General features: G+C 58.0%; 12 protein-coding genes. 5 read left to right on the top strand and 7 right to left on the bottom strand.

Translation table 11 applies throughout. The features are described from left to right. Positions 1–19: 19 nt before the first annotated feature. The gene (gene pepT, locus AC6I7A_RS09645) at positions 20–1246 is read left to right on the top strand and encodes a peptidase T (RefSeq protein WP_046101872.1); all 1227 of its coding nucleotides are present in this window, start codon (positions 20–22) and stop codon (positions 1244–1246) included. A 36-nt stretch (positions 1247–1282) separates the two neighbouring features. On the opposite strand, the gene AC6I7A_RS09650 is transcribed toward pepT, so the two are convergent. Continuing rightward, positions 1283–2059 carry an ABC transporter substrate-binding protein gene (locus AC6I7A_RS09650; protein WP_046101873.1) on the bottom strand — a complete coding sequence of 259 codons (777 nt, stop codon included), beginning with the start codon at positions 2057–2059 and terminating at the stop codon, positions 1283–1285. A 57-nt stretch (positions 2060–2116) separates the two neighbouring features. Then, positions 2117–3283, bottom strand: a complete 1167-nt coding sequence (locus tag AC6I7A_RS09655; RefSeq protein ID WP_058958404.1) for a methionine aminotransferase — start codon at positions 3281–3283, stop codon at positions 2117–2119. Positions 3284–3408: 125 nt separating this feature from the next. On the opposite strand from AC6I7A_RS09655, the gene AC6I7A_RS09660 reads away from it, so the two are divergent. Then, complete coding sequence (locus tag AC6I7A_RS09660; RefSeq protein ID WP_058958405.1) at positions 3409–4290, top strand: LysR substrate-binding domain-containing protein; 882 nt, start codon at positions 3409–3411, stop codon at positions 4288–4290. Here the strand turns inward: AC6I7A_RS09660 and AC6I7A_RS09665 are convergent. The 4 genes from AC6I7A_RS09665 to AC6I7A_RS09680 all read right to left on the bottom strand — a co-directional run bounded on the left by AC6I7A_RS09665 (position 4248) and on the right by AC6I7A_RS09680 (position 10759). Beyond that, entirely contained in the window at positions 4248–5912 is a 1665-nt protein-coding gene (locus AC6I7A_RS09665; RefSeq protein ID WP_009090099.1) for a methyl-accepting chemotaxis protein, read from the bottom strand. The genes AC6I7A_RS09660 and AC6I7A_RS09665 overlap by 43 nt on opposite strands. Before the next feature lie 217 nt (positions 5913–6129). Beyond that, positions 6130–7650, bottom strand: a complete 1521-nt coding sequence (locus AC6I7A_RS09670) for a carboxylesterase/lipase family protein (protein WP_009090097.1) — start codon at positions 7648–7650, stop codon at positions 6130–6132. A gap of 363 nt (positions 7651–8013) precedes the next feature. Next, a complete protein-coding gene (gene hglS / locus AC6I7A_RS09675) occupies positions 8014–9357 on the bottom strand; it encodes a 2-oxoadipate dioxygenase/decarboxylase HglS (RefSeq protein ID WP_058958406.1) in 1344 nt (447 codons plus the stop codon). Positions 9358–9424: 67 nt separating this feature from the next. Beyond that, positions 9425–10759: an MFS transporter gene (locus AC6I7A_RS09680; RefSeq protein ID WP_046101878.1), complete on the bottom strand. Its 1335-nt coding sequence runs from the start codon at positions 10757–10759 to the stop codon at positions 9425–9427. Between the two features lie 322 nt (positions 10760–11081). Between AC6I7A_RS09680 and AC6I7A_RS09685 the strand changes: the two genes are divergently transcribed. Beyond that, positions 11082–12002 (top strand): LysR substrate-binding domain-containing protein, encoded by a 921-nt coding sequence (locus tag AC6I7A_RS09685; RefSeq protein WP_058958407.1) that lies wholly within the window; start codon positions 11082–11084, stop codon positions 12000–12002. Here the strand turns inward: AC6I7A_RS09685 and smrA are convergent. Then, positions 11999–12565: a DNA endonuclease SmrA gene (gene smrA / locus AC6I7A_RS09690; protein WP_009090089.1), complete on the bottom strand. Its 567-nt coding sequence runs from the start codon at positions 12563–12565 to the stop codon at positions 11999–12001. The two genes, AC6I7A_RS09685 and smrA, sit on opposite strands and share 4 nt — an antisense overlap. A gap of 316 nt (positions 12566–12881) precedes the next feature. Here smrA and fnr point away from each other — a divergent pair, with 316 nt between their 5' ends. Together fnr and uspE are read left to right on the top strand one after the other, a co-directional pair. Next, positions 12882–13634 (top strand): fumarate/nitrate reduction transcriptional regulator Fnr, encoded by a 753-nt coding sequence (gene fnr, locus AC6I7A_RS09695; protein WP_009090088.1) that lies wholly within the window; start codon positions 12882–12884, stop codon positions 13632–13634. A gap of 117 nt (positions 13635–13751) precedes the next feature. Further along, on the top strand, positions 13752–14708 hold the full coding sequence (gene uspE, locus AC6I7A_RS09700) for a universal stress protein UspE (RefSeq protein ID WP_046101879.1): 957 nt from the start codon (positions 13752–13754) through the stop codon (positions 14706–14708). Positions 14709–14724: the final 16 nt, after the last annotated feature.

Raw genomic sequence — 14724 nt, forward strand, 5'->3', positions numbered from 1 at the left:
TGACTAATAAGGAATAGTGATGACAGACAAACCTGAGTCGCAGCTCACCGAACGTTTTTTCCGTTACCTCGCCGTCAGCAGCCAGAGCGATGCCAAATCCACCACCCTGCCCAGCACACCGAGCCAGCACGCCATGGCTGCCCTGCTGGCGGAGGAGCTGCGTGCGCTGGGACTGGATCAGGTGGTGGTGGATGAACATGCCACCGTGACCGCCGTGAAGCGCGGCAACCGTCCTGACGCGCCACGCATCGGCTTTATTACCCATATCGACACCGTTGATGTCGGTCTGTCGCCCGATATCCATCCGCAGATCCTTACCTGGCAGGGCGAGGATCTCTGTCTCAATGCCCAGCAGGATATCTGGCTGCGCCGCGATGAACATCCGGAGATCGCGCCCTACATCGGTGAGCCGGTGATTTTCAGCGACGGCACCAGCGTGCTGGGGGCGGACAACAAAGCCGCCGTGGCTGTGGTGATGACGCTGATGGCAAACCTCAGCGGCGACCATGGCGATATCGTGGTGGCCTTTGTGCCGGATGAGGAGATCGGCCTGCGCGGGGCGAAAGCGCTGGATCTGGAAACGCGCTTTAACGTGGACTTTGCCTGGACCATAGACTGCTGTGAACTGGGCGAAGTGGTCTATGAGAACTTCAATGGCGCCGCCGCAGAAATCGTGTTTACCGGCGTGCCGGCGCATCCGATGTCGGGCAAAGGGGTGCTGGTAAATCCCCTGCTGATGGCGCACGACTATATCAGCCTGTTTGACCGCCAGCAGACCCCGGAGCATACCGAAGGCCGTGAAGGCTATATCTGGTTTAACGAGATTCAGGCCAACGCCAGCCGGGCGACCCTGAAAGCCTCCATCCGCGATTTTGACCTGACCCGCTTTGCGGCACGCAAAGAGCAGTTAGAAGCGGCAGCCAGGGATATTGCGGCGCGTTATCCGACCGGTGAAGTCAGCATCACCATCAGCGATATCTACAGCAACATCAGCAATGCGCTGGGAGAGGATCGGCGGGCGATCGATCTGATCTTCACGGCTTTTGCCGCGCTGGAGATTGAACCCAAAGTGATCCCGATGCGCGGAGGAACGGACGGCGCGGCCCTCTCGGCCAAAGGCTTGCTGACGCCGAACTTCTTTACCGGCGCGCATAATTTCCATTCGCGCTTTGAGTTTCTGCCCATCTCCTCGTTTGTGAAGTCCTATCAGGTCGCGGAGAAACTCTGCCATCTGGCGGCAGAGTAAACCGCAAAGTCGGGCGCATTTCGCGCCCGATTAAGGTCAGGGTTTCGCGCTGACATCAATGCCAGGGAAATATTTTTCCGCCAGCTTTTTAATGGTGCCATCGCTCTGCACTTTGGCAATTGCCGCATCCAGCGACTGTTTCAGCTGGGTGTCATCCTTACGCAGTCCGTAGCCGATGCCGGAGCCTAGAATCGCGTCATCCTCGACCGGTTTGCCGACAAAGCCGAAACCTTTGCCCTGTGGCTTATCGAGAAAGCCGGACTGACCGGCAGCAGACATCACCAGCGTGCCGTCAAGACGCCCCGCGACCATGTCGTTGTAAACCTGGTTCTGATCCTGATAAGAGGTCACCGTCACGCCCTGCGGCTCCCAGTGCTTCTTCGCGTAAGTTTCCTGAATGGACCCCTGCAGAACCCCGATATTTTTGCCCTTCAGACCGTCAGCGGTCGGGGCCAGATTCTCGCCGGTCTTCGCCACTAACATTGTCGGAATACGGTAGATGGGCTGGGTAAAGGCGATGCTTCTGGCGCGGGCTTCAGTAATGTTCATCGCCGAGTTAATCGCGTCGAACTTCTTCGCCTGCAGCGCCGGGATCAGCGCATCAAAGCTGCTCTCAACCCAGTGGCAGGTAAATTTGCCCGCCTGACAGATTGCATTACCCAGCTCAATATCAAAGCCTTCGAGTTCGCCCTTTGCGTTGCGACTTTCAAACGGGGGATATTGTGACTCCACGCCGTAACGTAAATCCTGTGCCAGTGCCTGTAGCGATGTCATCATGCCCAGAGCGAGGAAAAGCGCGTTCAGTTTCTTCATTATTAGCCCCGAAAAGTATTATTTACCCGTTTCCCCGGCTTCACGCTGTCGCGTGATTCAGCAGGAAAACGCACTCAGCGCTGCTGCGCCAGCTTCCAGCGTCGCCTCGTCCTTTGCAAAAGAGAGACGAATCAGTTTGTTGTCTGTGCCATCCATATAAAACGCCGACAGCGGAATGGTCGCCACGCCGTGATCGACGATAAGACGTTTTACCATTTCACTGTCGGGTTCGTCACTGAAATGTCCGTAGCTGGCGAGCATAAAGAACGAACCGGCGCTCGGCAGCAGCCTGAAGGGCGAATCCTGCATCAGCGCAATCAGCCGGTCGCGTTTCTGCTGATAGAATGCGCTGAGCGACAGATAATGATCCGGTGTCTGCAGATAGTGTGCGAAGCCCACCTGCATCGGCGTATCGGCGGCGTACATCATGAACTGATGCACTTTAACCAGTTCGGTCATCAGCGCCGCCGGGGCCAGACAGTAGCCCACCCGCCAGCCGGTAACGTGAAAGGTTTTGCCAAACGAGGAGACGATGACGCTGCGCGCAGCCAGCTCCGGATGCGTCGCCATCCCGCAGTGCGGGCGGCCATCAAACAGAATGTGCTCGTAAACCTCATCCGAGAGCACCACGATGTCTGTGTTGCGGATTAAGGCTGCCAGCTGGTTCAGATCCTCAGACGTCAGCACCTGCGCGCTGGGGTTATGTGGCGTATTGATGATGATCATGCGGGTGCGCGGCGTAATCGCAGCCCGTAATGCCTCCCAGTCGATCGCAAAGGAAGGCACCGCCAGCTTAAGCCCGACCGGCTTTCCGCCCTGCAACCGGACGACTGGCGCATAGCTGTCGAAGGCTGGCTCAAAGAAGATCACCTCATCCCCCTGATGCACCAGCGCGGTGATCGCCATATAGATCCCCTGACTGGCGCTGCCGGTGATCAGCACTTCGCTGGCGGGATCGTATTTCGCGCCATAAAGCGCCTCGACTTTCGTGGCGAGCGCATCACGCAGGGCGGGCAGCCCCATCATGGGAGCATACTGATTGTGCCCCTCCTCCATCGCGCGGCTGACGGAGGCGACCAGCGCCGGGTCACAGGGAAAACCCGGTGCGCCCTGCGACAGGTTAATCGCCTGATGCTGCGCTGACAGCTGGCCAATCACGCTAAAAATAGTGGTGCCGACATCCGGCAGTTTTGAGTGAACAGCAACAGGCGTTGTCAGGGACATACTCTCTCCATCAGAAACATAGCCGGTCTGATCCGGTAAAAAACTATTCAACGGGCTGCGGCTTGAGTCGGCAAGCGAAATGTCGTCATAATAGCCATGACAAAAATGCATAGCTGAGGTTTATCGTGTCGCGCTCATCGCTGCCGCTTAATGCCATCCACGCTTTTCTGGTGACCGCCCGTCATCTCAACCTGACCCACGCGGCGGGTGAACTCTGTCTGACTCAGGGGGCCGTGAGCCGCAAAATTGCCGCGCTGGAGCAGTGGCTGGGGGTAACGCTGTTCGACCGTCATGCCCGCGGGCTGCGGCTGACCGCCCAGGGCAGCGCGCTGCTGCCGGAACTGCGTCAGGGATTTGAGATGATGGTGCAGGCCAGCGAGAAGGTGCGGCGCACGCAGGTCAGCATTCGGCTGAAAGCGCCGAGCTGCGCGATGCGCTGGCTGGTTCCCCGGCTGATCGCGCTGGAGCAGCAGCGGCCGGAACTGCATGTGGCGCTGACCACCACGCTGGATCACGCAGCCCGGCTGGGAAACTTTGATGCGGCGATTGTGTATGGCAAGCCACAGCCCGACGGGATCACCCTGTTCAGCGAGTCACTGACGCCGGTCATGGCGGCGGTTCAGCCCGCACCAGACGACCTGGCGGCGCTGGAGACGATGACGTTTCTGCATCCCACAGAGGACAAACGTGACTGGCAGTGCTGGCTGGAGGCGCAGCAGGTGACGCTGAAGATGCAGCGCAATCAGCATTTTTCCACCATGGACTTAGCGATCAGCGCGGCGATTCAGGGATTCGGGGTGGCGATTGCCGACAGCAATCTGGTGGAGAGTGATATCGCCAGCGGCAGGCTGATTAAGCCGTTCGCTGGCGAGGTGAAAACCGGCGCCGTTTACAGTTTACTGCAGCGGGCGCCGCAGGATGCGCCACCCTTCCTGGCGGAACTGGTGGCGTGGCTGTGCCGGGATCAGAAGGTGACCCAGTCGCCATTATCCACAGGTTTAGCCTGAGCCACGCTCAGCGCCGGCGCTTTCGGCGCGGTGGGCTTGTGGCTGATGACCGGCGCAGGCTGGCTGGTGCCGGAAAGACGGAACTTCGACACTGACGCCTGGAGCGCTTCCGTCTGCAGTGCGAGCGCACTGGCTGCCGCAGAGACCTCTTCGACCAGTGAGGCGTTCTGCTGGGTCACGCTGTCCATTTCGGTCACTGCCGTGCCAACCTGAGAGATGCCCTTGCTCTGCTCTTCCGAGGCAGAGGCGATCTGTTTCATGATGGCATCCACATCCTGCACCGATTTCAGGATGTTGTTCATGGTGCCACCCGTGGTGCTGACCAGTTCGGCGCCTTTATCCACCCGCTGAACCGACTCTTCGATCAGCGTGGCGATCTCTTTGGCGGCGTTAGCACTGCGCTGAGCCAGACTCCGCACCTCTGAAGCCACCACCGCAAATCCGCGCCCCTGTTCCCCGGCACGCGCCGCTTCAACCGCGGCGTTGAGGGCCAGAATGTTGGTCTGGAAGGCGATACCGTTAATCACGTTGGTGATCTCAGCAATTTTCTTCGAGCTGCCGGAGATGCCATCCATGGTGCTGATCACTTCACTCACCAGCTGACCACCACGTTGCGCTGTCGTGGTCGCGGTCTCGGCCAGCAGGCTGGCCTGACGCGCATTGTCGGCGTTGAATTTCACGGTCGCCGTCAGTTCCTCCATGCTGGCCGCAGTCTGTTCCAGCGCTGAGGCCTGCTCTTCGGTACGGGAAGAGAGATCGTTGTTTCCGGCAGAGATCTCCGCCGCGCCACGGGAGATATTTTCCGTGCCGTTGCGAATCGCACTGACCGCTTCGCGCAGGCTGTCCTGCATGGCACCCAACAGCGGCACCAGTTTACCGACGCAGTTGCGGCCAAAATCGGTCACCGGCTGGCTCAGATCGCCCGTGGCAATGACCGCGAAGTGCGTGCGGATGCTCTCCAGCGGACGCACCAGCATCGCCACCAGATAGCGATCGGTAAACAGCAGAATCAGCAGGCCGATGATCACCGCAATGGTGATAATCGTCTTGGTAATGGAGGTGAGATGATCGACTTCCACGCGGGTGGTATCGAGTTTTTCAGCCGCACCCTGGTTAAATTTGTCGGCACTCACGCCAAAGGCGCGGCTCAGCGGCGGGGTCACGTTGTTCGCCTGCTGGCGATAGGCATCCGGCGACGCCTGACGGGCCAGCTGCAGCTGCGGGGTCACGCCTTCGTCCAGCAGTTTCTGCCAGCTCTGAATCACGCTATCCACCACCTCCGGGTTCATCGGGCCCGGTGCCAGCTGCTTAAAGCGCGCCAGTTGCTGCGTCATGCTGTCCAGCGCCTGCTGCACCGGGGCATAGGCTTCATCCGTTAATGTTTTACCGGCAGCTTTACCTTCCATAACGCGCGACAGGCGCGTCACGACGCGGAAATATTGATCGTTCCCTTTGCTCAGAACCGTCATCTGTTCAACCAGATGACGGTCTACATCGTTGCCTTCGCTCAGCGCGCCAAGCGAGTGGATGCTATAGAGCCCGACGCCGCTCCAGAGTAAGCAGAACAGTCCCAGAATGGAGAGCATCACTGCTCTGATGGTAAAATTTTTAAGCATTCCCATACCAAAATCCTATACACGTTGACCCGCAAGTGTCGGGCATAGGAGGTTTATCGGCATGGAATTGTGAAGATGTAACTGTTTTGTTACCTAATATTTTACAGCGTCCGGATGTCAGATTTCGGTTAAAAAAACGCTACATCAATCAGTTAGGATTAAAAAAGCAGATTTTTTCCATTCGCTTTATTTAATGGTTAGCGAGCTAATCATTAAATCCCCACTAAAGCCTGACCATGCGCGTCATCAGTAACCGGAAGAGGCGCAGACGGGCACGCATAAAGTTTCGCTTCAGCTTCAGGGCATGCTGGCGGTCGTCACCAAGTGACATTGTCACGTCATTGCCGGGGTGCCACGCGGGCCAGACTACCTCACCGTCCAGCTGATGCGTATATTCCGTGGCGTCGCGGGCAAATCTGAACCAGTAGTCGCTGACCTGCGCCGCAAACGCCCTGTCCGCCTCACTGAACGGCCGGGCTTCGTTGGGGTCGGGCATCTGACTCAGCGTATCCAGCACATACGGCACTTCATTACCGTGCCAGGCACCATGAGGATAGAGGTCGCGGGCGTGCTCAGAGACATAATCAAACCAGTAGCGCCAGCCCGGCATGCCGACACGATACTGCGCCCGCATCACCAGCCACGGCATCAGGCTGAAGGCCATATCGCGCGCCACGGCCCGTCCCAGCAGTCGGTCGTCATGGATGTCATACATCCATTTAAGTGTCCGGTAGGTCAGCCGGTTTTTGTCACGCAACTGATGCAGCACGGCAGTGGCATCCACACCAAAATAGTCCAGTACGCTGGCCTCATCACTATTGCTGCCCGCCATCAGCGGCAGACGGTGCTGTTTAGCCGCCAGGAAGGTTTTCAGCATCGGCTCGGGCAGAACGGCGTCCCCGGCAATCGGCACCGGCGGGATCGCCAGCGTCCCCTCCAGCGACCAGAAGGCATCGGCAGGCAGCGCGCGCAACTGCTCTGCGGTGACATCAGGCGGCAGGCCAAAGTGTCGTGCCACCGCCACACCCTGCTGACGCGCCTTTTTCAGCGGGGTATCAGGCAGGCTGTAGGCGCTCTGGACAATGCCCTTGTGAAACAACCCTTCTGCCAGCGGCGAACAGCAGAGTGACAGCACGCTGCGCGCGCCGGCCGATTCACCGAACAGGGTCACATTGCGACGATCGCCGCCAAAAGCGGGAATATTGCGCTGAACCCACTGCAGGGCGGCGATCTGGTCGAGCAGACCAAAATTGTTCACCGTGCCGGCAACAGGGTATTCCGCATCCAGCGCGGGATGAGAGAAGAAGCCGAGATGGCCCAGCCGGTAGTTCAGGGTCACCACCACTGCGCCACGTGACGCCAGGGGTTTGCCGTTATAGGGGGCCAGTCCGCCTGCGCCAATGGTAAAGCCACCGCCGTGCAGCCAGACCATCACCGGTAGCGGTCGGGCGGGCTCCACATCGGGTGTCCAGACGTTAAGATAGAGGCAGTCTTCACTGAACTCGCCGGGATTGCCTCCGCCGACAGCCTCACACCAGGCCCGATTCTGCCAGCCGGAGGCACCAAACTGTGTCGCGTCACGCACCTGCTGCCAGGGTGTGACCGGCTGGGGTGGCCGCCAGCGTAACGCGCCCACGGGCGGTGCTGCATAAGGTATGCCTTTGAATACGAAAAGGTCATCGTCCATGCTTCCACGTAACTCCCCTTCGGCAGTCATGATCCTCAGACCTGTTTCGTTTTTCATTCCTGATTCCCTGTTTACTCGTTCCTCCATTATTTGCAGGCCCGTCTGCATTGTCCAGGTTCAGGCGGGATTTGCAGAATATGCTGAACAACGCCCGGCAGCCCTCATCATGCTCAGCAGCCAGTTGCGGGAGTCAGGGGCGGTTTCCGATTAATTCTGTTTATCTTTAAAATGGCGGGAGAGTGAGGTGACCGCACAGCGCTGAGGGGGGACTGACGGTTTTCCCCGCCAGCGGGCGCGCCGGACCCCCTGATGGCATTAATCAATCGGGGTAATCACAGCGCTAAACCTGTGCAGGCCGGTAAAGCGAGGATTTGCGCTTTACCGGCACGGGTCAGCAGACAACGTGAATCTGCGCTGGATCTATGCCGGGCGTAACCCACACTGCGCCAGCGAGCGATGCTGGCGCGCTTCGTAAAGCGCCATCTCATCCAGCACCTCACAGCCCAGCGCCGCCTCAAAGGCCTGTCGGCTCGCCTGTCCCGCAGAACGCACCTGCGCCTGGTCCCCCAGGTTAGACTGAAAGATCCCCGCCGCACTGACCGGCAGAAAATCCTCATAGACGATGGGATCGGCCACCACCCGGCCCTGGGCAATCAGCGTTTCCAGGGATTCACCCTGAGCGGGCGGTGTCATCATGCCCTTTTCACTCAGGCGATAATGGAACCAGGCCAGCCCCTGCTGACGCAGCGTCGTCTCATCGTCGGGGAAGTCACGGAAAATCGCGGCCAGGTGCTGCTGATGCTGCTCGTTATCCTGACCGCTGCCAGCCTCACTCAGCAGCCGGTCGTAGAGCGCCCGGCCTTTCGGCGTCAGCGCAACGCCTCGCTGCTCAATTTCCCCGAAGCGCGCAGTGTGGGTGCCCGGATGTCCATCCTGAAAGATGATCGCTTCTTCAAGCGCCCTGAAGCTGGTCTGACGCAGCAGGATCGGCACCTGACGACGTGGCGGCCCCTCGATCAGCGTTTTCGGATCGATGCCGCGCGACGGCATCAGCTGCTGGACACGGTCGATATCCAGCGTGCGCGGCGTAAGATGGTTGATGTGGCAGCCGGGAAAGCAGACCACATCGGCGATCAGGCGATGCTGCTGATTAAGCGCCTGATAGGTCTGACTGTCGACAGGGCTGTGAGCGTGCCAGCGAAACGTTTCCAGCGCTTCGGTAACAAAGGCCTCCGCCTGGTCGGCGGTGAAGCCGCCCTGCTCCTGATGCACCCGCAGCAGCGCCCGGCAGCGGGGAGTAAAAATGTCACGCGCGGCCAGAATCGTTGTCGCCTTCTCGCGCAGCGCGGGATCGTCGATCAGTTCAGGACGCAACAGTGAGGTGAAAACCCGGAAGGGATTGCGACGCAGCGCCGCGTCATCGACCGGTCGGAACGCGGTGGAGTGAACCGGCACGCCTGCCTGAGAGAGATCGTAATAGCCCACCGGGGACATGCCCATGACCGCAAACAGCTGGCGCAGCGTGGCGAGTTCATCCGCCGTCCCGACCCGAATGGCACCGTGACGCTCAATATTGAGCCGGTCAATCTCATCTGCGGCCGTAAGGCGATCTTTCAGCGCACAGTCTGCGTCCAGCGTGCGTTCGTTGACGGTGGCGACCAGCTGCATCAGCGTGCCGTACTGCGGCACCTCCTGCTGATACATCGCTGACATCGCCTGAGAGAAACGGGTACGGATGCGATCCGCACTGAGAAAGTTTTCCATCTTATCCACCTGACACCGTGAGCGTTGCAGCTAATGTAATGCAACGCGCCGGTCTCAGCGGAAAAAATCACGAATCTGTGATCGGCTTAAAGCCGTAACGGTTTTTCAGCAGCAGCATCAGGGTGGTGATCACCGCCGGTATCGCCAGCAGCAGAAAGATCACGCTGAACGACCAGCCCAGAGACATCATCTCTGCTCCCACGAAAGCACTCAGGATCGCCCCGACGCGACCCACAGCATGCATCCAGCTGGAGCCGGTGGCGCGGGCATGGGTGGGATAGTAGCTGGCAGATAACGCATTCATCCCGGTGTTGGCCCCGTTAAAGCAAAAGCCACTGCAAAAGGCGATAGCGCTCATCATACCGACTTCGGCCGGTGAGAAGCCCAGGGCGACAATAAACAGGCCGCCACAGCCGTAGATCGCCGCCAGCGCCAGATTGGCGTTGAAACGATCCATCATCCAGCCCGCAAAGAGCGATCCGAGGGTCCCACCCGCCTGATACATCGCAGTAATGATCGCCGCTTCGGTGACCGACATGCCCAGGGTGTTGACCAGTGAGGGCAGCCAGCTGCCAATCAGGTAGACCATGAACAGGCCCATAAAATAGCCGCCCCACAGCATCACGCTGCCAAACAGATAGCGGCGCGAAAGCACGGTACCGATTGCGCCACGCACCGGCACGCTGGCTTCAGGTGCGTGAAAGGCGCAGTCGGGTGCGGTTTTACCCGGCAGCATCCGCTCCAGGATGGCGTGAATGCGTGCAGCCGGCGCGCCACGACCGATCAGAAATCGCACCGACTCCGGCAGGCCACGGATCAGAAAAGGGAGCACCAGCAGCGGCAGGATACCGCCCAGCAGCAGTACCGAATGCCAGTCATAGCGGGGCAACAGCCAGGAGGCGGCAAAACCGCCGCTGGCCGCGCCGAAGGTGAAACCGCAAAAGACCACGGTGATAATGAAGGCGCGACGACGTTCGGGCGCATACTCCGCGACCAGCGTGCCAACGTTGGGCATCGCGGCCCCCAGTCCCAGCCCGGTCAGAAAGCGAAACAGCATCATCTGTTCGATGTTCTGAGAAAAAGCGGTTGCCAGCGTCCAGAGACCAAAAAAGAAGACGCTGAAGATAATCATCATGCGCCGGCCATAACGGTCAGCAAGCGGCCCTGCCACCATCGCACCCAGTGCCAGGCCGATCAGTGCGGCGCTGATGACGCCCCCCAGCTGATGATTGCTTACGCCCCAGGCTGCTTTCAGCGTTGGCGCGATAAATCCCATAATCGCAATGTCCATGCCATCGAGTGCCACCACGATAAAACAGAGTGCAATAAGCCGCTTTTGCCAGTGGCTGAGCCCCTGCTGGTTGATAAGCTGGCGGACATCTACCGCCTCGACGCTGGTCAATGGACACTCCTCGGGAGTAACGGGATCGGACATCAGTTTAAGTAAAAAAAACGGCGCTTATGATAGCCCATCGTTAACCTTAAGCGGTCAGATTTTTATCGGGTGATGAGAATTCTTCAGTTTCAGCGCGGTAAGTGCCTGATATTACACTGGCGGGTGATGGGCGGTGACGGCGGGAGGGATTGCATAAGTCAGTCAGATCAGTCATTTAACTAAAGAAAGGCCAGATTTACCCTTTTTGTTAAATAAAATTTGCAGCAAAGTTAACAGATTTCATTTTAAAGTATTGCTTAATGTCGGCCATTCTCATTAAGTTTACGCTATGGACAAAAATATCCTTTTCAATCAGCGCATTCGCTTGCGCCACCTTCACACCTTTGTTGCGGTTGCGCAGCAAGGCACGCTTGGACGGGCGGCAGAGACCCTCAGCCTGAGTCAGCCCGCCCTCTCAAAGACCCTGAACGAGCTGGAGGAGCTGACGGGTGCCCGCCTCTTTGAACGCGGGCGGCTGGGCGCGCAGCTGACCACCATGGGAGAGCAGTTTCTGACCCATGCGGTTCGGGTGCTGGACGCCCTGAACCATGCCGGACAGAGTTTCAATGAGCAGTCGGGTGACGCCCCGGCCATTATCAGGCTGGGGGCGCTCACCACGGCGGCGATGGGCATGCTGCCACGTATCCTGGATCGTTTTCATCAGCTGCAACCCAATACCACTATTCAGGTGGCGACGCTGCATAACAACGTCCTGCTGGCAGGCCTGCGCGGCGGCGAGTTTGATATCGGTATCGGCCGTATGGCTGACAGCGACATGATGACCGGTCTCACCTACGAATTGCTGTTTCTGGAGTCCCTGAAGCTGGTGGTGAGGCCGGAGCACCCCCTCTTAAGTGACAATGTCACCTTATCCCGGGCGATGCAGTGGCCGGTGGTGATCTCACCGGAAGGCACCGCCCCGCGCCGCATCGCGCAGCAGATGCTTGATGAACAGGGCTGCACGCTGCCGCCCCACTGTATTGAAACCTCCTCCACCTCACTGGCACGTCAGCTGGCGCTGCGCTACGACTACATCTGGTTTGTGCCATCCGGGGCCATCAAGGAGGACCTCAGCCACAATGCTGTCTGTGCCCTGCCGATTCACTCCTCCGGACCGGGTGAACCGGTCGGTATCATCACCCGCACCGGCGCGGAACTGAGCCTGAGTGCCGAAGTGTTAATGTCGACCATCCGTAAATTTCACAGCTAGCGGCTACGTTTGGCATGCCGCTCGCGGTTTTCCAGCCGCGCCTTGTCCGTTTTCCGCAACCCGACATAGAGCGCCCCGGCGCCACCGTGCCGGGTCTGCGCCACACAGAAAGTCTGAACGTCATCGAACTGCTGCAGCCACCGCGCCAGATAGCTGCGCACGATGTTAGCGTGCGATTCATCATCGCGCCCCTTGCCGTGGATAATCAGCAGATTGCGTAAACCCAGTTTGTGCGCCTGCATCATAAAGTTAAACAGCGCCTGACGGCAGGTTTCGACCGGTTGCCGCAGCAGGTTGAGACTGGCATCCAGCTTATACTCCCCTCTGCGCAGCTTATCGACGATGCCCTGCTGAATGCCGTCGGCTTTATACTCCAGCGGCGTATTGAGCGGAATAATCTCCAGATCGCCCCGGGTAAGAAAGTTCTCCAGCACCGACTCATCGGGTGCTTTACGTGGCGCTTTGGTTGAGGGGGATTTAAGCCACAGGGTTGTGGTGGTGTCTTTCAGCGGCGTGACATCACCCATGGCATCCCGAAACAGATCGTTATCATCAAGGTTCATGGTTTTCTCACACCTGATTAAAATTGATAGCGTACAAAAACAGGTCTTACCCGATAGCGTAGCAAAAGGTGTAAACACCGGGCCAGCCAACTTTTCTGATTATGACTGGCCGCAGGTTTTCGGGGAACCGATCAAAAAAACGGAAACTTTTCGTGACACTTTTGCATGGTGCCGTTCTGAGAAGCCCGTCACATCTGCGTTTAGCGATGTGTGAATCATCCCTGGTTTTTGTAAGTGTAAAACTGCTCGGATGAGTTCCCTTCAGCTCAAAAAATGTTAAAATTGACCCCAGTCAATAATCGTCGAGCGAACCATTATGATCCCTGAAAAACGCAGCATTCGTCGTATTCAGTCGGGCGGTTGTGCCATTCACTGCCAGGATTGCAGCATCAGTCAGCTCTGCATCCCCTTCACGCTAAATGAACATGAGCTGGATCAGCTCGACAACATCATTGAGCGTAAAAAACCGATTCAGAAAGGGCAAACGCTTTTCAAAGCGGGTGACGAACTGAAGTCACTGTACGCCATCCGTTCCGGCACGATCAAAAGCTACACCATTACTGAGCAGGGTGATGAGCAGATTACCGGTTTCCATCTGGCGGGTGATTTAGTCGGCTTTGATGCCATTATGGGTGCCAGCCATCCCAGCTTTGCGCAGGCGCTGGAAACTGCCATGGTCTGTGAAATTCCTTTTGAAACCCTGGATGACCTGTCAGGGAAAATGCCTGCCCTGCGTCAGCAGATGATGCGTCTGATGAGCGGTGAAATCAAAGGCGACCAGGATATGATCCTGCTGCTCTCCAAGAAAAACGCAGAGGAGCGCCTGGCGGCCTTTATCTGGAACCTCTCCCGCCGCTTCGGCCAGCGCGGCTTCTCACAGCGCGAATTCCGCCTCACCATGACGCGTGGCGACATCGGTAATTATCTGGGCCTGACGGTAGAAACGATCAGCCGTCTGCTGGGTCGATTCCAGAAGTCCGGTATGCTGGCGGTGAAAGGCAAATATATCACCATTGAGAACCACGCCCTGCTGGAAGAGTTAGCAGGTCAGAGCCATCAGGCCGCCTGATCCGCCGCCGGATCAATAAATCTTATTTTGTTGATCCGGCAGTAACTTTTTCACTTCTTCCCCTGTGCAACATAGGCTATCTTTATTCCAGTCGCTCTGGTTTAAGGAGAACGCCTCATGTCCCAGTACCAAAATATTCTGGTCGCCATTGATGCCCAGCAAGACGATCAGCCCGCGCTGCGACGTGCGGTCTATCTGAATCAACGTATTGGCGGGAGAATTAAAGCCTTTCTGCCTATCTATGACTTTTCCTATGAGATGACCACCCTGCTGTCGCCGGACGAACGCGCCTCCATGCGTCAGGGCGTCATCAGCCAGCGCACCGAATGGATTCGTGAACAGGCCCGCGCCTATCTGGATGCCGGTGTCGAAATCGACATCAAGGTTATCTGGCATAACCGCCCCTATGAAGCGATTATCCAGGAAGTGCTCGCCCATCAGCATGACCTTGTGCTGAAAATGGCCCACCAGCATGATCGTCTGGAGTCCGTGATTTTTACCCCCACCGACTGGCATCTGTTGCGTAAATGCCCCTGCCCGGTCTGGATGGTGAAAGATCAGCCCTGGCCGGAGGGCGGTAAAGCTATCGTCGCCGTCAATCTTGCCAGCGAAGAGCCGCACCATGATGGCCTGAATCAGAAGCTGATTCGTGAAACGGTGAAGCTGGCGGAAAAGGTCAACCAGACCGAGGTGCATCTGGTCGGCGCCTACCCGATTACGCCGATCAACATCGCGATTGAGCTGCCTGATTTCGACCCCAGCGTCTATAACGACGCCATCCGCGGTCAGCATCTGGTGGCCATGAAAGCGTTGCGGCAGAAATTTTCCATTGGTGAAGAGTTCACCCACGTTGCCAAAGGGCTGCCTGAGGAGGTTATCCCGGATCTGGCTTCGCATCTGGGTGCCGGTGTGGTGGTGCTGGGCACCATCGGACGCACCGGACTTTCGGCTGCATTCCTGGGTAATACGGCGGAACAGGTGATCGATCACCTGCGCTGCGATCTGCTGGCGATTAAGCCAGACGATTTTAAATCGCCGATTGATCTGGATGATGAAGAGGATGAGGAGGATTAAACCTCCGCAAAAAAAG

It is taken from the genome of Type-F symbiont of Plautia stali, from assembly GCF_059731105.1.

What these genes read in the sequence shown, in the direction of transcription:
- pepT (WP_046101872.1), top strand. Translation starts at nt 20, where the DNA reads ATGACAGACAAACCTGAGTCGCAGCTCACCGAACGTTTTTTCCGTTAC.
- AC6I7A_RS09650 (WP_046101873.1), bottom strand. Translation starts at nt 2,059, where the DNA reads ATGAAGAAACTGAACGCGCTTTTCCTCGCTCTGGGCATGATGACATCG.
- AC6I7A_RS09655 (WP_058958404.1), bottom strand. Translation starts at nt 3,283, where the DNA reads ATGTCCCTGACAACGCCTGTTGCTGTTCACTCAAAACTGCCGGATGTC.
- AC6I7A_RS09665 (WP_009090099.1), bottom strand. Translation starts at nt 5,912, where the DNA reads ATGGGAATGCTTAAAAATTTTACCATCAGAGCAGTGATGCTCTCCATT.
- AC6I7A_RS09670 (WP_009090097.1), bottom strand. Translation starts at nt 7,650, where the DNA reads ATGAAAAACGAAACAGGTCTGAGGATCATGACTGCCGAAGGGGAGTTA.
- hglS (WP_058958406.1), bottom strand. Translation starts at nt 9,357, where the DNA reads ATGGAAAACTTTCTCAGTGCGGATCGCATCCGTACCCGTTTCTCTCAG.
- AC6I7A_RS09685 (WP_058958407.1), top strand. Translation starts at nt 11,082, where the DNA reads ATGGACAAAAATATCCTTTTCAATCAGCGCATTCGCTTGCGCCACCTT.
- smrA (WP_009090089.1), bottom strand. Translation starts at nt 12,565, where the DNA reads ATGAACCTTGATGATAACGATCTGTTTCGGGATGCCATGGGTGATGTC.
- fnr (WP_009090088.1), top strand. Translation starts at nt 12,882, where the DNA reads ATGATCCCTGAAAAACGCAGCATTCGTCGTATTCAGTCGGGCGGTTGT.
- uspE (WP_046101879.1), top strand. Translation starts at nt 13,752, where the DNA reads ATGTCCCAGTACCAAAATATTCTGGTCGCCATTGATGCCCAGCAAGAC.